Genomic DNA, 19,816 nt, shown 5'->3' on the forward strand with positions numbered 1-19,816 from the left:
CAAGGAACTTTCTCTTACGAAATAGAATCAAAAAGGATTATTCGAGGTACGATCAAAACTGATCGATTTTAGCGAAATACAAAAAGACGATTCCTCATTCAATACAGGAATCGTCTTCTTTAATTATCAGAAATGTCTCAGGCGAAGTTTAATATGTAGATTACTTTAATTTCTATCAACAACTACATTTCCTTCTTTATCTAATAAAGGCGTCATCCCACTGAGGCCAAGACCGCTCGTCATTATATAATTCACACCGGTTTCTGTATCAACGATGATTTTAATGATTCCCCCGCTCAGATGTTGTTTGGCTTTTACAGTAAAACGTTTTTTCATTCCGCGCACACTCCTTGCTTCATTTTTTAATCAAGACATATATTTTCCCGGGAACTTCGAGCTTATCAATATTCAAACGCTGTATCTCTAACGTCATCTTCAAATTCCTGTCTTCTGCGACCCAACAGAATAGAGCTCAAAGTAAAACAATAACAGCATCCGAAAAGGATGCTGTGCATTGTAAACCAATTCTGTTGTTACTTTTCCGTCATGTAGACTTCAATAATTTTTGTGTATAACGCATCTAATTTCGCGTTTTCTTCAACCAGGATCGTTTCTTTTGTATTCACAAACAGTTGATTTGCTTCTTCAAATTTACCGGCGTAAACCAGCAGTCTGATTGCACCGCGTTTGTCTCCGACGATTTCTGATGAGTCTTCACGAGCATACAAAAGCCGATCATATACTTGATCCATGATTTCGATTTTCTCGTCTGCACTGAAGTTATTGGCATCCAGGTAGATTTTCAAACGATTGGCGTAGTCCTTATAGTCGAGTACGGTTAAAGCTTTTGTAATCGATCCGTACTGACCTTCAAATAACTTGATTTGCTTATTTTCGTAGTCAACAATCACTTTATAAAGAGCCTGTCCTTCTTTGGTCAACACCTTTTCCGCCTTCGTCAAACGAATCGTTTCTTTTTTCAAAGTATCAATCCGTTTGTCCGCAGCCTTTCTTTCCTTCTGCGTGTTCACTTCTTTAATCAGCTTTTTCAAGGCTTCCGCTTCTTTTCGTGCCTTCTTCCGGTCCGTCATATACTGTTTTGATTTTTTGTTATACGCTTCCACTTTGGCGCGGTACACAGAATCCGTGATGTAGTCCGGTACTTTGATTCCGCCCAGATTCCCCATATGGAAGAGTGTGCTGCCGTACGATGCTACGACTTTCGTTTGTTTGGCGCGATACTTTTTGTAGTCGAATTTTTTCTTCGCGACTTGCGTCGTCTTGGTCGAAGCGTCCGCTACATTGCTGTTTACTCCGACTCCCGTCAATACAAGAGCCGTTACAAGCGTACTCGCCATTGCTTTACGAACCGTTACTTTTTTCATACGTTCACGTCCTTTTTTATGTGGATTATGTTTTACATAAGGAAATAAGTAAATATATTCCATAATTTCAGTTTATCATGTCCGGATGCCGTTGTTGAACAGAATTCACTCGTGTTACCACTTTATTTTATCTTCCGGAATGATGAGATAAATACCTAAAACAAGTAAGATTCCGAACAGGACATAATCCGTTGTCGGTAGTCCTCCTCCCCAGGCAAGATCCCCTTCTTTCGTAACAATCATTGATCCCACAGCCGCAATCGTCTCCGTCATTTTGTTGAGTTGAATGATCAGCATACTAAACAAAACCGTCTGGACGATAATCAAGACCCCAATCCATTTCTTCACGTCGATTTCCTCCTGCTCAAGTTTGTAATAAGGCTACGATTTCCGGATAACGATGCTTGATGGCAAAGTCGAGTGCCGTTCTCCCTTCCGTGTCTGGATGCTGTCGATCTGCACCATGCTCCAACAATAATTTGGTGATTTCGGTCCAGCCGTACTGACTCGCAAGCATCAACGGGGTATTGTTCTCATTTAACGGATTTTCGACTTCCATGTCGGCTCCTGCTGTCAACAATGCCTGTACCGCTTTGACATGCCCTTCCCCGGCCGCCAGATGGAGCGGTGCGAAGCCGTTCATTTCAATCCGGTTGACATCGGCCCCCGCCTCCACCAGTATACGAATTTTCTTTGTCTTTCCTTCTTGAGCCGCATAATGTAGCGGCGTATGCCCTTTTCCATCATCTGTCTGCCAATTCACATGTGTCCGGTCTTCCAGTAGTCGCCGGAGAACCCGTTTGTTCCCGGAACGGGCAGCGATAAAATGCAGTGCCGTAAAGCCGTCCCCGTCAAAATCAAGGCCAGCGCCGCGGTCAATCAGTTGGATCGCGATTTCACCCTGCTTTTCATACAAGGCGAGATGCAACGGTGTCAGACCATCTTTATCGTGTTGGTTGATGTCCGCCCCATGATCAAGCAACAGCGTGACGATTTCGTCATACCCTTCCTCGACTGCCCAGTGCAGTGCGGCAGATCCTTCTTCATCGAGCGCATTCAAATCATCTCCGCGCTCGATACATGTCTTCACCTTTTTGATATTTCCGAAAAAAGCATGATCTTGAATAGATTTCCCAGGCATCTTCCGCTCCCCTTTCAACGAGACTTTTTTAATTTGGATATTATCGACAATTAAAATTACTCATGTCACTATAAACGTATGAACAAGAAACGTTTGAGTACACACTTGGCCCAAGCAACTTTAATGTCGAAACACAGAGGGAGGGACATGGCCAATGAAAAAGCAATTGGCTTATGCCGGTTCATTCGTGTTATCTATCATCGTAATCGTTGCGGTTCTTAAATTAGTCGGAGTTGATATTTAAACTATCGACTGACGTTTGACACTTTAACTTAATGTATAGAAAAAGAAGGAGACGACTTACATCGTGCCCTTCTTTTTTGCAAGTCGCGTCAAAAAGCGTTCCATCATTAACAGATTTTTATCGTATATTAGATACATCGAAAATAGCGTACATAACGCGTGACGCTCCACTTTATGATTTCATTTGTTTGAAAACACATGACCAGCAATCGTCCGCTTGAACTTCGGATGATTTGCAATCCGATCCGTAAAGTTTTGAATCCAGTAGTCTGCAACCATCGGTGTCTCTTGTCGTTGAATGACTTGTAAAATAGTTAAAAATTGTGGAGCATATTCAAGTTCCATCGCTTCGACAATCGTCAATCCTTCTACAAAGTATTGGCTCGCTTCTTGTTCTTCACCTAGTTCCAGATACAGCATACCGATATGTAGCAGCATACTCGATACTGCTCTCGGCTCTTCCAGACGCACGACGTGTTTCCCTAACATTGAAATCGCCCGTCGTCTCATATCGAGCATGGACAGTTGTGTAGCGGCATGGGTGACCCAGATGTATCGATTCATGCTTAACTCCTTTACGTGTTAAAAGTTCGTTTGTTTTTTACGTTTAACCAGCAAGAGAACAATCAGGAGAAGAGCCTCAAGAATCAGAAAGATACCACCGAAGAAATAAACGACCAGAACCTGACTGACTCCATCAATCGCCACTTCATAAAACCACATTAGGGAGATGACCAGTGTATAGATGAAGTTGATGACTGTTCCTCTCAACAGACTTTCTTTTAGGCTTTTCGTGTTCCGAGCTTGACTAGTGATGACAACAATTGCTCCTATTGCCCAGATGACCAACAAAAGCTCAAAGATGAAATCAGAATTCCGTTGTACGTCCATGATATCGCTCCCTTTTTCGATAGACTGATTCAGTTCATGAATCGTGCCGGTTAATGTGCCACCTCTATTTTACAGGATTGTTACACCCACAAGTCTTCCAAAAGTTGAGTGCATGGGATTTTCAGTTTCACTCTTCGAAATCCGGATACTCTGTTATTTTCCGTCTACTGACACGTTTACCTTGTCCGATTTGATCCGTTTTTTTCAAATGATGCTGCACGACAAGTAATACCAACATAACTGCTGATACAACAGATAAAGTGGCGTAATATGGCTGTACTTCCCGCTCCAGTTCAAAAGCGGACAGGACCTGCAAGATCATCAACGCACCAAACATCCCGTGAAAATATCGTCGGAAAAATTTCGGCAGACCAACCTGACTAAATGTTTCATACCAGACGTACAGTCCTAAACCGAATGCAAAGTTATTTAGCCTCTCGTAAGGAAGAACGAACAGGAGGATCCCGAGTCCAAGGAGCAGCCACGCCAAACGAATGGCCGGCTTAAAAAAGGCCGGATCAAGCGCTGGTTCTTCCGGCGCTTCGATGACGTGCGCTGCCTGTTCTGCCTCCGTCAACGGTCGAAAGCCGATTGCTGCTTTTTCTTCCACTAACTGATGCATTTGCTTTTTCATGCCAAAATAGAACGGGAACCGTTCTGTCGTGACTTCTCCTTCGTTCGTTTCACCGTTCGGCTGCTCTTGGACGGAGACCTGATAAAGCGTCCGCCCCACCCGGTAACAGACCCAGTAATCGACGGTTTGGCTGATCTCTCGTTTTAATTGAATCAGTGATTCTTGTTTACCCTTCATGCGGCGTGATCTCCTTCGTTGTCAGTTCCTTCAGTTGTTGAGTTGCGTACAGCAAGAGGATGAACCCTGCGATGAGGCAGACGGTTCCGTTGGCAGAAAGATTAAATGGTTTTAAATAATCTTTTGATGAACCGGCTAATATAAAAAAGAATACGCCTCCCGACCAACGATAGAAACGGGCACGGGCTGTTTTCCCTTCGATGTAGATCGGATAAAAGAAAGATAAGAACACAAGCGGAATATATCCCGGGATCGGTAACAGACCGGTCAATGTCGATAATCCGCACAGCATGAGTAATAGAGCACTCAGGAGGCGCAGTTTGATGTTGCGCCGATCTGCACGGTAGTCCATCGCCTCAGATTGGGGTAAATGTGATTTTAAATATCCTTCATCCATCTTTTGACGCATCCATTCTTTTTTCTGACGATAGGCGGCAAACGTATTTTTAAAAAGCATTCGGACAGTCGCCGTCTCTTCGTTAATTTCAATCATATCGTCACTATCCGGGGCCGGTTCTTTCCGGGCAACGCCTTCCCTGACGAACAACGTACGTCCTTCTTGGTGATAGACGACGTGATAGACTTCATCGTCGATTTGTTTTAATAATTGAATCATGCTGGTATCTCCCTTTACACTGCTCTGTATGAATTGTTCAAGACTGCCTTCCAGACCTTCAGTCTTTTGTGATGAATGATGCCAGCCTTCTGTTTCTTCTCTTTTCCTTACCAAACTGCGTTGACACCATACAGTAAAAGCAATCCTCCTGCTAAGCATACATAACCGTATTGTCTGACGGATAATGAACTAAAGAGGATGACGCCAATTGATAAGAGGAGACTAAGCACAAATGAATCGACATGATCGACCCCGTCTCCATGTCCTGATAGCGGCGTTTTGTGTGCATGCTTACATCGGATGAAGTCGTTCCTAACATCAGCAAAAAGAGTCCGGCAGCAAGACCGATGAATGGTAAGATCACGAACGATTCCTCCAAGATATGTATTCAATTTCCTTAGGTAGAAAGTTTTTTTAAGGGAATATTACTATAAGTACAGAAAAACAAATAATGGTGATTAAAATCATACCAAGCGTCATAGCTAGGTTAAATGTCCAATAAGGTATCGTTTGATTCTTATAAACATCCAGTCTCTTGACCGGCAAGAAAAATATTAACCAAATGATTATCATGAAAAAGGCAGATAAAATGCGTTTATCAGGAACTAACTCATCGATTGAAAATCTTATGATGATCCATAATAATATGTTAATCACAAATACTACGATGAAAGATCTTATTAATATTGATTTATTCATATTGTCACCTCAATTGTATTAATCGTTAATTAGTCACCCCAAAAACAAATCAACGCGTTTTGGTACACAGACGCGATACACATTCGCTTGAGCAACTCTAAAAAATGATGTAGTTCCATTATTAACTCATCTGATTGATGGATCATCCAAGGTTCGTTTGGATAATAATGTGCCTGATTCAATAACCATGGTTCCTTTGGTGTACAATACCGTTGAATGAGCAGTTCACAGATTCCAATCAGCTCGTTCACTTCTCTTGCTACAAACAATTTATCAGCATAGGAATCAAGATGAATCAGCAAATCACAACGATCCGAAACGCTGGAGAAGTCTTGAATCAAAAAAATGTGGACACGACTTGGATAACGGAGAATGTCTTTTTCTTCTTCCGGAATTTCTTTTAAGCTCGTACTGATCCCAAACATATTTTTGCCTCCCCTTTCTTTAAGATTTGCCGGTTTTGATTTCCCTTACTCATACTCATAGTATTCAATGCCGTCACCTTCAGGCAGGAATGTTTTCGCCTTGTCCTCTGTATCAAAACAGGCTTCATTCGAAAACAGATAATAGCCCATGAAATCATGCTCGATTCTGATGAATAACATTTCTTCCGTCGTGTTAACGACAGGAACAATCATTTCCCTTTTGAAGAACCATCGCCTGACTATTCTCGATTCAAAAGTCAGGAGATTCTTAAACGACAGGAAGTAAAAATCGTTTTGAGCCCCATACCAATAGGTCTCTTCTGGCAAAAGCTCAAGCTCTCTCGCATGATTCACTTGAACGCTATAATAAGGGCGCTTGTTTGGTTGAAACTTTGTATACGATAAGTTGTTCTTTTGAAAAAACGGTTCGACCTCATCATCCGAAAAAACTTCACCGAACGTGACGAAAACTGGATAACGATTAAGACGCGTCAGAAATTGTTTCAAGACTCGATTCGAGGCCCCTTGATAGTCCCCTTTTTCATCATCCGGAATACCATCCATCGAATAGATGAAGTCGATACGTTCCGGTTGATCAATATATAAGTATCTGTCTTTGATGACTTTTGCGTGATCCATATGCTTCTCAAAGTAGACATCCAGCATGATTTCCCCTCCTCTTTCTCAATCAATCCATCTGCCTAGTGAGTAACCTCGTTATCAGGAAAGAGTTCGTCGAAGATAGTACTTAAATTTGTTTTCCATGACGTAAATTTCCGAAGTGCGCAATCTTTCCATTGGTACAGAAATGATCGAGCATACCAAACCGTCCATTTGCATCACGTGTCACAATAAAGTTATACGGCATGCACAACATGAACTCTGTCATGAAGTTCTCGAGCGTTTGTTGAGAGGGCTTTGAGTAATTCGTTGGCAGGAATCCAGAAGTGATTTCTTTTCGGTTCAGCAAATGCAACAAACGATCTTCGAAGGCGGCTTGCCAATTCGTATCGTTCAACGTCATCGCATGGATCGAGTCTTCATCATTTAAAACGCCACGGCCGCAAAAGACGACCTCAATCGGGAACGTCGCATATGGTAAGACAGCATCAAAAAAGTTTTCGTACTCCGTGCCCGACTCGCTTAGTTCCTCATAGACGACACCATACATCGAGACACTATCGTTAGTGACACGAACAATTTCCTGCCCTTGTTTCCGAATGCTGAGAATCGTCTTCGACTCGGCTGACATCTCTATCTGTTCGATTTCGAGTTGATTTAGAAATGTCTTCAGTTGCGAAGTATCTGTCATAATGACATGCGACAAGACCGTCCAATCTGATAAATCGTAGATATTGCGGTTTTGTTTCACCGGTCGTTCCAACAACTTGACTTCAAAAGGATAGTTATGCTGAGTCATTTGAATTCGGACGAGCTCTTGCCAATCGTCATGCGGTAACAGCTCCCGATAGACATCAATCGATTCACCACTCTGAAATTCCACTTTTGCCCCTCCTAACTCTAGGCTTACCTCATTTGTAAAATTTTCTTCTTAGTACGTTGCAAACCCAAAACCCCATTCACCAATCGCATCGTCCGACTACTCAGGTCATACCGTTAAATTCTTCCTTGGATGACCGTTGAGATTTTTCTATCTATTCAATCCCACCGACAGGTCACGCTTTCGTCTACTTCAAGCCGTAAATGAATCAGGGTATTTGCGTGCAGACCTGAGAGAGTCAGAGCGCGAGTTTCTCCACCCGAATAGGGCAACTCGAAAACGACATCTTTCCTCTCTTTTAGTAAAAAGAAAGCCCAGTGAAGGTCGTATTCACGCTCATACAAAAGATCCCACAATGCTTCAGTAAAGGCTGTTTCGTCTACCACATACAACTTCATGAATTCATTTTCGTCCAACAGTTGAAACGCGGAAAACACCTTTTCAGTTGGAATCCGCGGTTTTTGAATGATCAAGGAGTAACCTTCTGCGAGCTTCTCAAGCAGTTTCATTTTACTGTCCAAGATGTCCTCTTCCATCACGGATGAGGGCAGGTCACTGATCTTCAACGGAAGACCCGATTCATATTCAAACGGGTCGTCGAGTTTTAGAAGCTCTGCCCGGGAATACGTTGTCTTCATGGAAATAGTCCTCCTTTCATCAGCTCGTCTTTTCAATGCTCTTTAACATCCTGTGATCAAGTTTTCGGATATGGATACTAAAACATCTCACCTTCTACTTGAATTGATACTTCAACAAGTTTAGGTGAGACGCTTTCAATCGCTGGTATTGAATTATTCGAAGTCCTCTTCAAAATTTTCATGTTCCCCGATGACCAGCAAAATACCGGTGACCTGATCCGCATCTCGTCGTACGCGAACCTTGTAGTGGCCGTCTCCCATCAACTGGACGGCAACGCCAAACGGAAACAGAAAGATTTCCTCCTCCACCATCTCATCTGAGATGGCGACATAAAATGGATCGATCTCATCGTCGAACTCAAGCGTGTTCCGAATCTCCCAATCAATGGCCTCGCGTTTTCCGTAATCCGCTGTATTCATGACGACGAGCTGTGAGGAATCCACCACTGCATAACCTTCAAGAATGTCAAAGTCATCCGCTGCAATCTCTGCGTGGTCCTTAATCGTCAAGTACACTAAATTAATTTCCGGCTGGTCGTCCTCGTTATACCAGACTGTCCATGTCGAATCAGGAGCAACCGGAATCGTGATGTTAACTTCCGGATCCGGTTCAAGAAAAGCTGGGTCCGAAACGATCATATTGCCTTGTTGATTATTAAAAGTACCTAGTTTTTTCATTTTATATCGCTCCTTTTCATTTATCAAAAATCGATTTTTCTATTGATGATATTTCGTTCAAATCATTACTTTTACGATTCAATCCGTTGCCTCTTGAAAGTCGTATACACATATAGGAACATACCCGTTGCGATTAACAAACCGGCGTCCAGATATTTTATGTCCGGTGCCTGCCTGTTACTGATGTTAATCAGGACATAACTGATAAAGCAAATCGCTTTGACCCAAAAGGGCAGCATTTTACCGCTCGTCGACATGATGAGGAAGGGTACTGCAAGAATGACTAATACGTACGGAGATAAAGACCAGGGTGTGACAAGCGGAATCAACCCCACTACGAAAAGTACATACGCAAACCATGTCGCCCGATTGTGAAACGTCAACTGTTCTTCCCGACTCGGCACCGGATCCGGTGTGATTTCCTGTTGATACCCGTCCGCCTGCTTCTCGGCAATCAGTTCCTTCACGCGTCGTCGGGCTTGATAACGAAACGTAAACCGTTCTTCCGTTTTTTCATCGAGATCTTCATCAAGCATCCATGGTTCATTGACTCCAAAAAATGCCTGAACCGACCGGCCATCGCGATAAATGGTCCAGGAATACATCAATCCTTCGATTTGTTTTCTAAGTATGATCATCAGGATATTTCATCTTCCCTTCATGAATTCTATTTTGCTGGATAAATTGGTTGATCCAATCTGAAATCATACACCTCTGTCCAGATTTTTAAGCGGGTGTCATTAATAATGACAACGTCCCGTCGCCATTTCACACTTACCTCTCTGCACGGATATTCCCAATAGACACGCCGCTGTTCTTTTGTTTTTTGATCTTCCATGATGCCGAGCATCGCAAATCCCGTCGTCGCCCCTCCGCTCGAACGATAAAATCGTAACGTATACTGCTCGTCCGGAGAGGTGACCCTCCTGTATAAATCGCCTTGCGGTACATATTTGATATCTACGGCGAATAATAAAATGTAGATTTGCCAGGCCAAATATCCAGCCAGCAGTATGCCAAGTAGACTCGCGATGATTCTAATTTTTTTCCACACGTTCATTTCCTCTTCTCTTGCTTTTTACCATGACGCACTGATCCAATACAGTAGAAGAAAGCCTACAGTAACACTCAAACACTCAGAAATTGATGTTTTTTTCTTCCATAATATCTTCTAGTTCCAGAATCACCGTTATCTCTCCGCGATGTTATTCTAAATACTCAATACAGTTTATTTGTATGTACCTACCGTTTTGTTCGACAATGAAACAAGACTTAAAATAAATTTTATTTACACTTCACATTATATAATCAGATAATATTATTGGGAATTTTTTATTTTTAATTGCCAACTTACTGCTTTTTAATTTCATTTTAAGTATATATTCCAATTTATTGGTTGCTACAATGTTAAACGAACGTGAAAGGAACATTTCCATGAAAAAATTGTTAATGGCTTCACTGATTGCTGCAACTGCACTTGCCGGCTGTGATCCAAGTGAATCTAAGGAAGTAAACGCTTCTTCCTATGATGGATCTTACTTAAAAATCGCTGTGATTGGAAAACAGCCTGATCTGCAAGAGAAAAATGTAAAGTTCATGACACTCTCATTTAAAGAACTAGAGGACACGAACCGGATTTCCTCAAATTTTGATGCAGTGTTCATCACAAAAGATAATCTAAAACAGGCAGGTGAAGAGAAGTACGTCAAGGTGTACCGGAAACTCGATGTTCCGATTTTCTTCTTAGAGACGACAAAAGGATTCCTTCCCTTTGTTTTTGAAGACTTGACGTATGACAATGCGAGCGAGGTAAATGATGCCTATGCATCCGGTTATCTGCAAGAGAAAAAGGACAGCTATCGCTACTGGGAATACGGACTCAATAACAATCAAAAGAATGATCAAAATGTCAAAGACGTCTACTCACGAATCTTTGAGACCATTTCAGAAGTAAACGAATAGCAAAAGGAGTGTAAACAGGTCTGTTCCATCGCCCGCTTACACTCCTTTTACCATATCTAATTCTGACGTTCGTTCGACATCCTCATGACAGTGAAAACGAACTTTTCCTTTGTCCTCGGATGGAAAGATAAAAGCAGTTCCTTCACCGACCAACATACTATCCAACTCCATTATCCCAACTCCTTCATTCATCCTCTGCGAAGTTGACCCGTACACCGATGATTTGCCTCGAGATATCATACTGTATGTCCACATCGTACAGTCCGTCCCCAAAACCTGACGTTGAGACGACACCAAACGAGACGATACCGGCCTGATCGTCGGCAGAAACAACTGTCTCGAACTCCATCGCTTGATGCTGACGATAAGCTGTCCCATCAAAAATGCCAGCCAGTGCCGAGTCCACGCCGATTGGTTGTTCCTGCCGGTGCCATTTGCCGCTCCGCTTTTTGTCCCCTTCAAAAACAAGCAATTGCTTAACCCATTCGTCTTCCGTGTAAATGATAGCTGCGGTCCAGCTGCCTGATTTCACATTCGACAACATCAGCTGTAGATCTGTTTCTTCCTCTAGTCCATAGTAAGGATCCGTCACGATTAGTTCGTTGCCCTCTACCATGAAACGGCCAAGTCGGTAGGCCTGATTCGTTTTTCGTTTCGGGACATGCCAATCGACGAACTGTTCCAAAGAAGACGACGGATATTTTGTGATACCCGTCTTTTCATTCCCTCTAAAGACGAGTTCCTGCAGAAAACGTTTCCGGATCCGGTAACACAATTTGTCGCCGGTCAGATTTTCACCGATACAGATCAAGTCATCGGGTAAACCGGCCGGACGCTTCTCATTGTGACGAACGATATCCTGTAAGACTTCTTGTCTGGTTGGTACAGGATACAGGCTCCATTCGCCAAACTGTGCACCATTCGTCTGTAAAAAAAGGTCTTTGTATTCATCCGGAAACAAAACACCTAAGGCACGTTCTGCTTTTTTCAAGTCAACAGCTGACGCCCCGGGCACCCTTGAATCGGGGTGGAGACGTTTAATGAGTTTACTCACGACATCTTCGCTCCTGTCCATGTTGTTTAGACGGCTTCAGGCAACCAAATAATTAGTATAAGTGCCAGCACCGTTTTCGAAAATTGTTTTTTCTCAAGAAACCATGGGAATAACACCAGTCCGATTAGTGTCATGGTAAGCAACGCCAGTCCCAGATTAAAGTAATGCGCTCCCGCTGCTAACGGAATATTCATAATCCGAAAATCTGCATTCGGAAAATAACCGAGCCGGGTAAAAAGTATGTTTCCAAATACGCCGCCTGCCATCAATAGAATGGAGATGACCAATATTTTTTTCTTCAATATGAACAGCTCCTTTTTAACGTCTATGTACGATTTCTATCATATGTCATTCTAAAATTGTTCCGAACACCAATACGATCAAGGCCAGCGTCAGTGACCAGACGATAGTTCTCCTATTGTTTCCTTCAATTCGTACATACCAGAGCGGAAAGATATTCATAACTAAACATCCAAAGGACCGGTACAGCTTTTCCTCTGCAGCATTCCATCCAATCCACACGGTTACGCTTACCAGGATCAACAACAAAACGGTCACGCTGATACTGATTGTCCAGACACGACTGCCCGGTTGCAACCGATTAAATAAAAAGGCCGCGACTGTTCCGATACAGGCAATCAGACACAGATTGTGTAAAACAAGTTCCACTTTCATTCCTCCATCTTCCGTTCGACATCTCTTTTACGTATACCGAGGTTAATCGGTTTCGCCTTCAAACAACCAGTCGTCATTAATTTGTGAAATATAGAAAAAGCCAGCCTCCATAAATCCGGAGAACCAGCTCTTTGCATGTCATGCATTCTTTTTTTGATGACTCTTTTCCTTTTTACTTTGTAAAGCTCTCAAGAAACTTACTCGCTTCACTGTTAAATTTCCATGTCACACCAAATTGATCAATCAGCATTCCGAAACTGGCCGACCAAGGGGTGTATGATAAAGGCATGATGACAGTGCCTCCTTCAGAGAGACCGTTAAAAAGAGAGGTATTCACTTCCGGTGTCGCATCGACGATACTGATTAAAAGAGAATTCCCTTTGTGAATTCCTCCTGTCACCGTTTGCATTGCAGAAGGAACATCTGAAAGCATTAAGGTATTCCCTGCAAATTCAATACGTGACTCCATGATTAACTCTTGATCCTCTTTTTCAAGCGGCATATTAGGATTCTCTCCTAAAGCATTGAATCGTACTTTCTTAACATCTGTTGCCTGTAATGCTTTTTCATAGAACTTCAATGCCTCTTCCGCTTGACCATCGAATTGTAAATAAGCTACCGTTTTCATTTTGTATCTCCTCCTTTGTTTAATCAAAGTATAATAGGCTATAGGTGACAACTAGGTGTCGTATATAGGAGGACTTCATGAAAAAAATTGAACGACTCATCTCGATCGTAATGATTCTACTGCAAAAAGAAATAATCTCCGCTTCAGAATTCAGCCGGCTATTCCATGTCTCAAAACGGACGATTCAACGAGACATGGAGGCATTGAGTTATGCAAACATCCCCATCTATGCGCAACATGGCGCTGAAGGTGGATATGCATTGATGGACGAATACAAGTTTGATAAACGTTTGGTAAATCACCATGATTTAGAAAATATCCTGATTTCGTTGGCCGGATACGATCAATTAATAACGAATCCCAACATCCAGATGACGATTCAAAAAATCAAAGCCATGTCTAAAGCGCATACTCCATCAAAGCTTAACCTGACCTTCTATGAATGGTCGGGAAGAGACGAAATCAAAGAAGACATTGCATTCATGCATCAGGCAATCGAACAGCATTGGTTGTTGAAGTTTGACTATATTGATCAGGTTGGACAAAGGACGTGTCGGATCGTAGAACCCTATAAACTGCAATTCATCGAAAGGCATTGGTATCTGGTGGCTTACAGCCGGGAACGAAACGACTATCGTACGTTTAAGTTGACAAGAATGTTAGACATTCAAAAAGCAGGGTTTTTTAAACCAAGATCTGAAGAAGACCTAATGAAAAGCAATGGCAAGGCAGAGAAATTAGATCTGGTCACGGTGCAACTATTGATTGATGCTCGCGTACGAGATCAATTCATCGAGAGGTATGGAAAAAAATCTGTTACGGAAGTGACGATCCATCAGTATTTGGCGAACATTGAATTACCCGAGAGCCCGTTTTCCTATCAGTTCTTAGCCGGTTTGGGAAACATGGTCAAAATTCTAAGTCCACAACATTTCATAGACAACTACTTGGAATTTTTACGAGAAGCCATTGCATCGTACGATTAAGTATTTTTTAATCATTCATCGCATCGGTCTTAACGCAGCAAATATCACAATAGATTCACCTTGAAAGGATGAGCTTGATGTGGAAAGCACTATTATTCTTTTCTGTATGGATCGGCATTACCATTCCGATTCTTCTGTCTATCGTGTTCACTATCTTTAAACCGCTTGTTTTAGCAGATGAGACCGGGATCAGTATGATTGTCATCGCAGCTATCGTTGCAGTATGTAATATTTATGTCGCAACGCGTATTTGGAATCGAATCGAAGATAAACTGTACAAACGAAAGACTTTCATGTGAAAAACGCAGATCCTCCTGTTCACGGAAGAACAGAGAATCTGCGTTTTTCACATGAAAGTGATCTATAGACATCCTCTACATTAAATTTTGTAAGACAAAGAAATACTTTTCACAATTATTACACTGAATGAATACGCTGTAACGGCAGCTTAGTTAGGATGTTTTTTAGTTTCTCATATGTCTTTAACACTTAAACTTTCTCCAAAGATATTAAGGATGAAGTGGTCAGCTCTTCGCCTTCTATAACGATTGCAGTCAACCCCGTATCTGTTTTGGTTTCATGCCATTCATTTTTATCCCAAAATACGGCTTCCCCACTATGAACTTTGATGTATTCATCCGTTTCACCTCTGACCCAACCTTCTCCATTTACAACTAAAAGAAGCTGAGACACAACAGCCTGATGATAACCGATTACTCCATTTCCATCTAAATGTACACATCCTATATGTACTGCTTTCTCTGTCTGCGTAATACGTGACATTACAAAATCAGAATCAAATTTTGTGATTTTTTTACCCGCTTCTTTTTTTAATTGATAGAATTTCATTTAACTCCTCCTGACCAATTACTTTTGAGTACGTTACCTTCAGCCTGTCTCTTGCAAGACATTTTCTCTTCGTATGTCTCGATGGACTACAGTTATGTCGTTTCACACATCCAATCAATCAAGCAGTTGGACCGTTTCTTTCCCGAGACGATTATCGCCGTTGGTCGGTCTGTGAGCATCAACAACTGATTCATGACCTTTTTCCATCGGCAGAAGTCCCGTACCGAGAAGTACTTTTCGCTTGATAGACAAAACGGGTTGGTTACTCCATCGTCTATCGCTCATAATAATCTAACAAGGGTTAGACTGTTTACTAAGATCACAAAGCCCAGAGTATTAAATTTTGTCCTTTGTGACAGCTGCTTCATCTCTCTTTGAACTCCAAAACCGGATCTTACCTATTTAAAGAAAAGAGGTTCATTCAACTCATGAGTACCATTTACTTCGTCCGCCACGCCGAATCTCCGAAAACTGATTTAGATGAACGAACACGCGGGTTGACCGATACGGGACAAATGGCTGCAGCACGCGTCTCGCGTTTCTTAACGACTGAAAAAATCAATTTCTTTTACTCGAGTCCGTATCAACGTTCCTTGTTGACAATTGAAGGAGCAGCCCGTTCACTCGGACAAGCTATCCGGATCGACGAGAACTTGCGGGAATGTGTTTTCTCCGGACAACACCAGACGATGCCGCAAACGGATGTTTATCCGCTCGTCCGACAAATGTTTGCTGATCATGCTTTTTCACGCGACAGCTCGGAATCGTTTCAATCCTGTCAGCGCCGCGGTGTTCAAGCGTTGACCTCCATCCTGCAAAATCATCCCGGAAAACGAATCGTCATCGGCACGCACGGATTGATCATGACGGCGATTTTTCACCATTTTGATACGAAGTACGACTTTGATTTTCTGTGGCAGACGACTAAACCGGATATCTATCGACTTACCTTTAATGGGACAGAGCTCGTGAACGTATCGCGTTGCCGCTTTATGATTGATACGTTGCAATGAACTCGAGCAAAATCGGATGTTCCGGCGGATTGATTCTGTCCGGCAGCTCTTCTAGACGGAAGAACCGTAAGTCCGCGACTTCTTCATCGTCCTGCACCAATCTCCCCTGATAGTCACCACAGATATAGGCAGAGATGACATTGTAGACTTCATCCCCGTGCGGATATTTATAGTAAAAGTCGTTGCTGGAATAGACATTGAATAACTCAAGCCGATTTGCCGTCAGTCCGGTTTCTTCGAACAGTTCACGGGCCGCTGCCTGCTCCAGCGTCTCGCCCGGATCGAATGCTCCGCCGGCCAGTCCCCAACAGTGGTTATCGCGGCGCAGTTGTAATAACACTTCCTTTTGTTCATTCAGGACGATGACACAAGCGCCGGGTACGACGAGCGGACGTGTGCCGACCAATTTTCTGAGTTCCATGATATAGTTCATTCTTTTATTCCTGCTTTCTATTTTATATCGTACATAACCTATCCAGAGGTGGTGCTATAACAACCTTGAAGCTTCTGAACGAATGCCAACTTTCCCCTTCTATTTTACCATCATCTGGTTTTACAATAATCCAAATGTTAAAATGATGGAAATACATTTCGAACGTCGTTATCTCCATTTTTTAAGGACAGGAGTCGAAGGATATGATTGACCACGATACACAAATCAGGGTTCTCCTGTACGGCAATCCGTATCAGTTTGCCTGCGACACACTGAATGTCTCTGACATGCGGAATCATTCCTACGCGGATGTGTTTACGGTCACGGAAACCGACGTCCTCGCTTATACCAAAAAATACGGGTTCCCCGACTCACCGGCCATCAACCGGCTGACGGACGGATTTTATTACTATGAGGAGCAAGGGACCTGGTATACCTTTTTCCGTGAACGCGGGAACACGTTTGATGCGCAACAGTTTTCGGATACACAAACGGCAAAAAACTACATCGTCTCGATGCTGTTGAAGCTAACGATGACCGGCTTGTATTAAATAGTTAGAAAGAAGGGATTACTTTGACGACACTTGCATTTCCTGTACTGACGACAACCAGGCTGACCTTACGCGAAGTCACGCCGCTTGATGCTCCAAGTCTGCTGACGTATCTTGCTGACGAACGCGTCGTCACACAAATGGGACTCGATCCGTTCCAAACGGAAGCCGATGCGTTGGATGAAATCAACTGGTATCACTCCATCCGAACAGAACAGACCGGTCTCCGTTGGGGCATCACCGAACATGCGACTTCTGACATCATCGGCAGTTGCGGTTTCCTGAACCGTTCTTCCCGGCATCAGCGGGCGGAACTCGGCTTTGAACTGAGTCCTGCTCACTGGGGCAAAGGACTGGCACAAGAAGCCGTTCGGGCCGTACTCGCTCACGGTTTTAATGAATGGGACCTAAACCGGATCGAAGCGCTTGTTCTGCCGGACAATATAGCCTCTCAACGGTTGCTCGAACGGCTTGGTTTTCAGCGGGAAGGACTGTTGCGTCAATACGAGAAGACACGCGGTCAGTTCGATGATCTATATATGTATTCCTTGTTGAAGCCAGAATGGCAGGACGGCTCAGTCCATAATAAAAACACCCTATAAAAGTTGGATTTTTATGTCCAACTTTTATAGGGCAGTTCATATAATGGCGATGTATTTTTGCGTTTATCCGCGCGGCGGGAACGGATCATTGCCGTATGAATCTTTATCGCGAATCTGACCTTCCTTATTATGAATGATCAGCTCAACCTGTTGATCCTTCGCAATCTTCCGTCCTGCTGCGATGGCTTCTTTTTGTGTCGGAAACCGTTCCGTTGCTTTTGATGCCCCTTCCGCAATGACCTGATAGCCGCCATCCGGATGAGGTGTTACATGCTGATTCGCCATGCGTTCACTTCCTTTTTGAGTGGATCGTTTTAGTTTGCTTCTATATTCGATACCCTTAACCTGAAATCTTCATTCATCCGGAGACGTTCTTGAACGCATTAGGAAAGTACATAATAATCACCAAGACAGGAGCACTTTATGAAACTAAACGATTATTTCCACACTCACTTTGACAATTCAGATATTTTGGAAGAGTCTTTTGCGGAGCGTCCATTGACACTCAGTCTCGATTTGCAAAAGGAACTGTATCAGATTCAACCGGATTCCGACGAACTGAATATGGAATATTTCGATAAGGTCTATCAAAAATCACTCACTTTATTTGAAGATCTGTTTCATGAAAACGACCGTTTGTACCTCATTGTACGTGTCCGAAAAGAACTACATTCTCCTCCGGCGAAAAGTACAGAGATCTTTGAGCGCTATCTCAAAAATAACAAGAATCGATACGCGCTTGAGTTTGAAAAAAAGGAGGTTCGTGATGAGGAGGAAGTCATTTACCAATACGCCCGCTTGTTGCCGAGCAGAAAGTCCCTTCGTTATAAAAAATTGCTTCAAGCGATTTGCAATCAGGACTTTCCCGAGTTGTATCCCCGCTTCAAATCAAGACAAACATACTATCCCGAGATTTATTTCGTGAATCCCGGCAAAGACATCATCCTGTATATTTTTGACGACCGGGGTTGTTTCATTCTGCTTAACAAGAAAGAGACCTTGCACCGTCTGAAGGAAACATATAAATCGGATCAGTCAGACGGCTTCCCGGTTGAAGAACCATGATATTGTATTCCGGATGTTTCGTCTCCATCTGTTTCAGCTTTCCTTACGCGTCCTCAAGTTGTCTTGATTTCCGCCTGTTCCTCAATCGTCCGCCGAATCGTTTGCAATACACTGTCAGCATCATTTGATCCGATCACGGCATGCGCCCGTGCTTTCAACTCCGGTACGGCATTACTGACGGCATAGCTGAAATCGGCCCGTTCGAACAGTTCCAAATCATTGTAGCCGTCCCCAAACGCCATCGTCTCATCCGGCCGGACCTGTAACATCCGTTGCAGTTGTTCAACGGTCGTCCCTTTATGGACCTCGTGATTCGCGATATCGATCCAGGCGGCTTCCGAGGCAACAAAATAAGCACTCTCCCGGAACGGTTCCAGCGACTTAACCGTCTCAAAACAACGTAGTTTCGGATCATGAACGGTAATTTTGACAAAATCATCTTCAATCGCCGTTAAGTCTGCGACCCGCTCCACCTGTCTGTACGACCCGCGGACGATTGCCCATTCCTCGTCTGAAATCGTCTCACTGACGACTGCCGCTGCTCTTGTACAGGCGATGATCGTATGTCCGAGCTCCAGTTTCTCCAATTGCCGGATGATTTGACGACCGATCTTGTTCGGAAGCAGGGATTCATAAACGTAAGTACCCGCCCGCTTAATCCGTGTCGCACTGTCGCCTAAAATCCACATCCCGTCGGCGTCCTCCAAAAAGAGTTCTTCAATCCGTTCACACTGCTTACCGCTGACTGGTGCAAATTGAATATCGTGTTGCTTCAACAACGTCTGGATTTCTTGAAAAAAGGTCAGATTAAAATCGCCGCTACTGTTTAAGAACGTGCCATCCATGTCAGTCAAAATCAGCTTAATCATCTGTGAAGTCCCCTTTTGAATATTCGATTTTGTAGCTTCCCCTTCATATTGGCTCACTGACAAAGCCGATGCAAGTGATACCCGGTCAAGATGGTGACGAA

Annotated in this window: 31 protein-coding genes; 7 read left to right on the forward strand and 24 right to left on the reverse strand. The window is 43.2% G+C overall.

The window, feature by feature from the left end:
- Window positions 1–165: 165 nt before the first annotated feature.
- From N7U64_RS05075 to N7U64_RS05150, 16 genes are all read right to left on the reverse strand, one after another.
- A complete protein-coding gene (locus tag N7U64_RS05075) occupies window positions 166–336 on the reverse strand; it encodes a DUF6440 family protein (protein WP_318928757.1) in 171 nt (56 codons plus the stop codon).
- Between the two features lie 197 nt (window positions 337–533).
- Complete coding sequence (locus N7U64_RS05080) at window positions 534–1,385, reverse strand: hypothetical protein (protein ID WP_012370206.1); 852 nt, start codon at window positions 1,383–1,385, stop codon at window positions 534–536.
- A gap of 114 nt (window positions 1,386–1,499) precedes the next feature.
- Window positions 1,500–1,733 (reverse strand): hypothetical protein, encoded by a 234-nt coding sequence (locus tag N7U64_RS05085; RefSeq protein ID WP_318928758.1) that lies wholly within the window; start codon window positions 1,731–1,733, stop codon window positions 1,500–1,502.
- A gap of 16 nt (window positions 1,734–1,749) precedes the next feature.
- Window positions 1,750–2,526, reverse strand: coding sequence for an ankyrin repeat domain-containing protein (locus N7U64_RS05090; protein WP_318928759.1), 777 nt, complete (start codon window positions 2,524–2,526; stop codon window positions 1,750–1,752).
- A 423-nt stretch (window positions 2,527–2,949) separates the two neighbouring features.
- Window positions 2,950–3,333 carry a hypothetical protein gene (locus N7U64_RS05095; RefSeq protein ID WP_318928760.1) on the reverse strand — a complete coding sequence of 128 codons (384 nt, stop codon included), beginning with the start codon at window positions 3,331–3,333 and terminating at the stop codon, window positions 2,950–2,952.
- An 18-nt stretch (window positions 3,334–3,351) separates the two neighbouring features.
- Window positions 3,352–3,660, reverse strand: a complete 309-nt coding sequence (locus N7U64_RS05100; RefSeq protein ID WP_318928761.1) for a hypothetical protein — start codon at window positions 3,658–3,660, stop codon at window positions 3,352–3,354.
- 127 nt (window positions 3,661–3,787) lie between these two features.
- Window positions 3,788–4,471 carry a hypothetical protein gene (locus N7U64_RS05105; RefSeq protein WP_318928762.1) on the reverse strand — a complete coding sequence of 228 codons (684 nt, stop codon included), beginning with the start codon at window positions 4,469–4,471 and terminating at the stop codon, window positions 3,788–3,790.
- Window positions 4,461–5,087: a hypothetical protein gene (locus N7U64_RS05110; RefSeq protein ID WP_318928763.1), complete on the reverse strand. Its 627-nt coding sequence runs from the start codon at window positions 5,085–5,087 to the stop codon at window positions 4,461–4,463. Before N7U64_RS05110 ends, N7U64_RS05105 begins: the two co-directional genes overlap by 11 nt.
- Before the next feature lie 151 nt (window positions 5,088–5,238).
- Entirely contained in the window at window positions 5,239–5,451 is a 213-nt protein-coding gene (locus N7U64_RS05115) for a hypothetical protein (RefSeq protein WP_318928764.1), read from the reverse strand.
- A 364-nt stretch (window positions 5,452–5,815) separates the two neighbouring features.
- The gene (locus tag N7U64_RS05120; RefSeq protein ID WP_318928765.1) at window positions 5,816–6,211 is read right to left on the reverse strand and encodes a hypothetical protein; all 396 of its coding nucleotides are present in this window, start codon (window positions 6,209–6,211) and stop codon (window positions 5,816–5,818) included.
- Between the two features lie 45 nt (window positions 6,212–6,256).
- The gene (locus N7U64_RS05125; RefSeq protein WP_318928766.1) at window positions 6,257–6,877 is read right to left on the reverse strand and encodes a hypothetical protein; all 621 of its coding nucleotides are present in this window, start codon (window positions 6,875–6,877) and stop codon (window positions 6,257–6,259) included.
- Window positions 6,878–6,959: 82 nt separating this feature from the next.
- Window positions 6,960–7,715 (reverse strand): hypothetical protein, encoded by a 756-nt coding sequence (locus N7U64_RS05130; protein WP_318928767.1) that lies wholly within the window; start codon window positions 7,713–7,715, stop codon window positions 6,960–6,962.
- Between the two features lie 155 nt (window positions 7,716–7,870).
- The gene (locus tag N7U64_RS05135; RefSeq protein WP_318928768.1) at window positions 7,871–8,350 is read right to left on the reverse strand and encodes a hypothetical protein; all 480 of its coding nucleotides are present in this window, start codon (window positions 8,348–8,350) and stop codon (window positions 7,871–7,873) included.
- A gap of 153 nt (window positions 8,351–8,503) precedes the next feature.
- Entirely contained in the window at window positions 8,504–9,028 is a 525-nt protein-coding gene (locus tag N7U64_RS05140) for a hypothetical protein (RefSeq protein ID WP_318928769.1), read from the reverse strand.
- A gap of 71 nt (window positions 9,029–9,099) precedes the next feature.
- Window positions 9,100–9,666, reverse strand: a complete 567-nt coding sequence (locus tag N7U64_RS05145) for a hypothetical protein (RefSeq protein ID WP_318928770.1) — start codon at window positions 9,664–9,666, stop codon at window positions 9,100–9,102.
- A 29-nt stretch (window positions 9,667–9,695) separates the two neighbouring features.
- Window positions 9,696–10,088, reverse strand: coding sequence for a DUF5412 family protein (locus N7U64_RS05150; RefSeq protein ID WP_318928771.1), 393 nt, complete (start codon window positions 10,086–10,088; stop codon window positions 9,696–9,698).
- A gap of 374 nt (window positions 10,089–10,462) precedes the next feature.
- Between N7U64_RS05150 and N7U64_RS05155 the strand changes: the two genes are divergently transcribed.
- Window positions 10,463–10,990: a hypothetical protein gene (locus N7U64_RS05155; protein ID WP_318928772.1), complete on the forward strand. Its 528-nt coding sequence runs from the start codon at window positions 10,463–10,465 to the stop codon at window positions 10,988–10,990.
- Between the two features lie 184 nt (window positions 10,991–11,174).
- Here N7U64_RS05155 and N7U64_RS05160 read toward each other — a convergent pair whose 3' ends face one another.
- The 4 genes from N7U64_RS05160 to N7U64_RS05175 all read right to left on the reverse strand — a co-directional run bounded on the left by N7U64_RS05160 (window position 11,175) and on the right by N7U64_RS05175 (window position 13,347).
- Entirely contained in the window at window positions 11,175–12,044 is an 870-nt protein-coding gene (locus N7U64_RS05160) for an SMI1/KNR4 family protein (RefSeq protein WP_318928773.1), read from the reverse strand.
- Between the two features lie 26 nt (window positions 12,045–12,070).
- Window positions 12,071–12,346 carry a hypothetical protein gene (locus tag N7U64_RS05165; RefSeq protein ID WP_318928774.1) on the reverse strand — a complete coding sequence of 92 codons (276 nt, stop codon included), beginning with the start codon at window positions 12,344–12,346 and terminating at the stop codon, window positions 12,071–12,073.
- Between the two features lie 46 nt (window positions 12,347–12,392).
- Window positions 12,393–12,713, reverse strand: coding sequence for a hypothetical protein (locus tag N7U64_RS05170; RefSeq protein WP_318928775.1), 321 nt, complete (start codon window positions 12,711–12,713; stop codon window positions 12,393–12,395).
- A 178-nt stretch (window positions 12,714–12,891) separates the two neighbouring features.
- Complete coding sequence (locus tag N7U64_RS05175) at window positions 12,892–13,347, reverse strand: VOC family protein (protein ID WP_318928776.1); 456 nt, start codon at window positions 13,345–13,347, stop codon at window positions 12,892–12,894.
- 77 nt (window positions 13,348–13,424) lie between these two features.
- On the opposite strand from N7U64_RS05175, the gene N7U64_RS05180 reads away from it, so the two are divergent.
- Together N7U64_RS05180 and N7U64_RS05185 are read left to right on the forward strand one after the other, a co-directional pair.
- Entirely contained in the window at window positions 13,425–14,333 is a 909-nt protein-coding gene (locus tag N7U64_RS05180) for a YafY family protein (protein ID WP_318928777.1), read from the forward strand.
- A gap of 77 nt (window positions 14,334–14,410) precedes the next feature.
- Window positions 14,411–14,632, forward strand: a complete 222-nt coding sequence (locus N7U64_RS05185; RefSeq protein ID WP_318928778.1) for a hypothetical protein — start codon at window positions 14,411–14,413, stop codon at window positions 14,630–14,632.
- Window positions 14,633–14,822: 190 nt separating this feature from the next.
- Here the strand turns inward: N7U64_RS05185 and N7U64_RS05190 are convergent, their stop codons facing one another.
- Entirely contained in the window at window positions 14,823–15,182 is a 360-nt protein-coding gene (locus N7U64_RS05190) for a cupin (RefSeq protein ID WP_318928779.1), read from the reverse strand.
- Between the two features lie 428 nt (window positions 15,183–15,610).
- Between N7U64_RS05190 and N7U64_RS05195 the strand changes: the two genes are divergently transcribed.
- Window positions 15,611–16,195 carry a histidine phosphatase family protein gene (locus tag N7U64_RS05195; RefSeq protein ID WP_318928780.1) on the forward strand — a complete coding sequence of 195 codons (585 nt, stop codon included), beginning with the start codon at window positions 15,611–15,613 and terminating at the stop codon, window positions 16,193–16,195.
- On the opposite strand, the gene N7U64_RS05200 is transcribed toward N7U64_RS05195, so the two are convergent.
- On the reverse strand, window positions 16,173–16,628 hold the full coding sequence (locus tag N7U64_RS05200) for an NUDIX hydrolase (protein ID WP_290830790.1): 456 nt from the start codon (window positions 16,626–16,628) through the stop codon (window positions 16,173–16,175). The two genes, N7U64_RS05195 and N7U64_RS05200, sit on opposite strands and share 23 nt — an antisense overlap.
- 203 nt (window positions 16,629–16,831) lie before the next feature.
- Between N7U64_RS05200 and N7U64_RS05205 the strand changes: the two genes are divergently transcribed.
- On the forward strand, window positions 16,832–17,179 hold the full coding sequence (locus N7U64_RS05205) for a hypothetical protein (protein ID WP_214848584.1): 348 nt from the start codon (window positions 16,832–16,834) through the stop codon (window positions 17,177–17,179).
- 23 nt (window positions 17,180–17,202) lie between these two features.
- The gene (locus N7U64_RS05210; RefSeq protein WP_318928781.1) at window positions 17,203–17,781 is read left to right on the forward strand and encodes a GNAT family protein; all 579 of its coding nucleotides are present in this window, start codon (window positions 17,203–17,205) and stop codon (window positions 17,779–17,781) included.
- Between the two features lie 63 nt (window positions 17,782–17,844).
- On the opposite strand, the gene N7U64_RS05215 is transcribed toward N7U64_RS05210, so the two are convergent.
- Window positions 17,845–18,066 carry a DUF2188 domain-containing protein gene (locus N7U64_RS05215; RefSeq protein ID WP_214764969.1) on the reverse strand — a complete coding sequence of 74 codons (222 nt, stop codon included), beginning with the start codon at window positions 18,064–18,066 and terminating at the stop codon, window positions 17,845–17,847.
- A gap of 138 nt (window positions 18,067–18,204) precedes the next feature.
- On the opposite strand from N7U64_RS05215, the gene N7U64_RS05220 reads away from it, so the two are divergent.
- The gene (locus N7U64_RS05220; protein WP_318928782.1) at window positions 18,205–18,846 is read left to right on the forward strand and encodes a hypothetical protein; all 642 of its coding nucleotides are present in this window, start codon (window positions 18,205–18,207) and stop codon (window positions 18,844–18,846) included.
- A 53-nt stretch (window positions 18,847–18,899) separates the two neighbouring features.
- Here N7U64_RS05220 and N7U64_RS05225 read toward each other — a convergent pair whose 3' ends face one another.
- Window positions 18,900–19,715 carry an HAD-IIB family hydrolase gene (locus N7U64_RS05225; RefSeq protein WP_318928783.1) on the reverse strand — a complete coding sequence of 272 codons (816 nt, stop codon included), beginning with the start codon at window positions 19,713–19,715 and terminating at the stop codon, window positions 18,900–18,902.
- Window positions 19,716–19,816 lie beyond the last annotated feature (101 nt).

This window comes from Exiguobacterium sp. K1 (assembly GCF_033721435.1).
Taxonomy (GTDB): Bacteria; Bacillota; Bacilli; order Exiguobacteriales; family Exiguobacteriaceae; genus Exiguobacterium_A; species Exiguobacterium_A artemiae.

Bases quoted from the DNA above. Each gene is read 5' to 3' on its own strand.
- N7U64_RS05075 (WP_318928757.1), bottom strand. From the start codon at position 336: ATGAAAAAACGTTTTACTGTAAAAGCCAAACAACATCTGAGCGGGGGA.
- N7U64_RS05080 (WP_012370206.1), bottom strand. From the start codon at position 1,385: ATGAAAAAAGTAACGGTTCGTAAAGCAATGGCGAGTACGCTTGTAACG.
- N7U64_RS05090 (WP_318928759.1), bottom strand. From the start codon at position 2,526: ATGCCTGGGAAATCTATTCAAGATCATGCTTTTTTCGGAAATATCAAA.
- N7U64_RS05095 (WP_318928760.1), bottom strand. From the start codon at position 3,333: ATGAATCGATACATCTGGGTCACCCATGCCGCTACACAACTGTCCATG.
- N7U64_RS05100 (WP_318928761.1), bottom strand. From the start codon at position 3,660: ATGGACGTACAACGGAATTCTGATTTCATCTTTGAGCTTTTGTTGGTC.
- N7U64_RS05105 (WP_318928762.1), bottom strand. From the start codon at position 4,471: ATGAAGGGTAAACAAGAATCACTGATTCAATTAAAACGAGAGATCAGC.
- N7U64_RS05110 (WP_318928763.1), bottom strand. From the start codon at position 5,087: ATGATTCAATTATTAAAACAAATCGACGATGAAGTCTATCACGTCGTC.
- N7U64_RS05120 (WP_318928765.1), bottom strand. From the start codon at position 6,211: ATGTTTGGGATCAGTACGAGCTTAAAAGAAATTCCGGAAGAAGAAAAA.
- N7U64_RS05125 (WP_318928766.1), bottom strand. From the start codon at position 6,877: ATGCTGGATGTCTACTTTGAGAAGCATATGGATCACGCAAAAGTCATC.
- N7U64_RS05135 (WP_318928768.1), bottom strand. From the start codon at position 8,350: ATGAAGACAACGTATTCCCGGGCAGAGCTTCTAAAACTCGACGACCCG.
- N7U64_RS05140 (WP_318928769.1), bottom strand. From the start codon at position 9,028: ATGAAAAAACTAGGTACTTTTAATAATCAACAAGGCAATATGATCGTT.
- N7U64_RS05145 (WP_318928770.1), bottom strand. From the start codon at position 9,666: ATGATCATACTTAGAAAACAAATCGAAGGATTGATGTATTCCTGGACC.
- N7U64_RS05150 (WP_318928771.1), bottom strand. From the start codon at position 10,088: ATGAACGTGTGGAAAAAAATTAGAATCATCGCGAGTCTACTTGGCATA.
- N7U64_RS05155 (WP_318928772.1), top strand. From the start codon at position 10,463: ATGAAAAAATTGTTAATGGCTTCACTGATTGCTGCAACTGCACTTGCC.
- N7U64_RS05175 (WP_318928776.1), bottom strand. From the start codon at position 13,347: ATGAAAACGGTAGCTTATTTACAATTCGATGGTCAAGCGGAAGAGGCA.
- N7U64_RS05180 (WP_318928777.1), top strand. From the start codon at position 13,425: ATGAAAAAAATTGAACGACTCATCTCGATCGTAATGATTCTACTGCAA.
- N7U64_RS05185 (WP_318928778.1), top strand. From the start codon at position 14,411: ATGTGGAAAGCACTATTATTCTTTTCTGTATGGATCGGCATTACCATT.
- N7U64_RS05190 (WP_318928779.1), bottom strand. From the start codon at position 15,182: ATGAAATTCTATCAATTAAAAAAAGAAGCGGGTAAAAAAATCACAAAA.
- N7U64_RS05195 (WP_318928780.1), top strand. From the start codon at position 15,611: ATGAGTACCATTTACTTCGTCCGCCACGCCGAATCTCCGAAAACTGAT.
- N7U64_RS05200 (WP_290830790.1), bottom strand. From the start codon at position 16,628: ATGAACTATATCATGGAACTCAGAAAATTGGTCGGCACACGTCCGCTC.
- N7U64_RS05205 (WP_214848584.1), top strand. From the start codon at position 16,832: ATGATTGACCACGATACACAAATCAGGGTTCTCCTGTACGGCAATCCG.
- N7U64_RS05215 (WP_214764969.1), bottom strand. From the start codon at position 18,066: ATGGCGAATCAGCATGTAACACCTCATCCGGATGGCGGCTATCAGGTC.
- N7U64_RS05220 (WP_318928782.1), top strand. From the start codon at position 18,205: ATGAAACTAAACGATTATTTCCACACTCACTTTGACAATTCAGATATT.
- N7U64_RS05225 (WP_318928783.1), bottom strand. From the start codon at position 19,715: ATGATTAAGCTGATTTTGACTGACATGGATGGCACGTTCTTAAACAGT.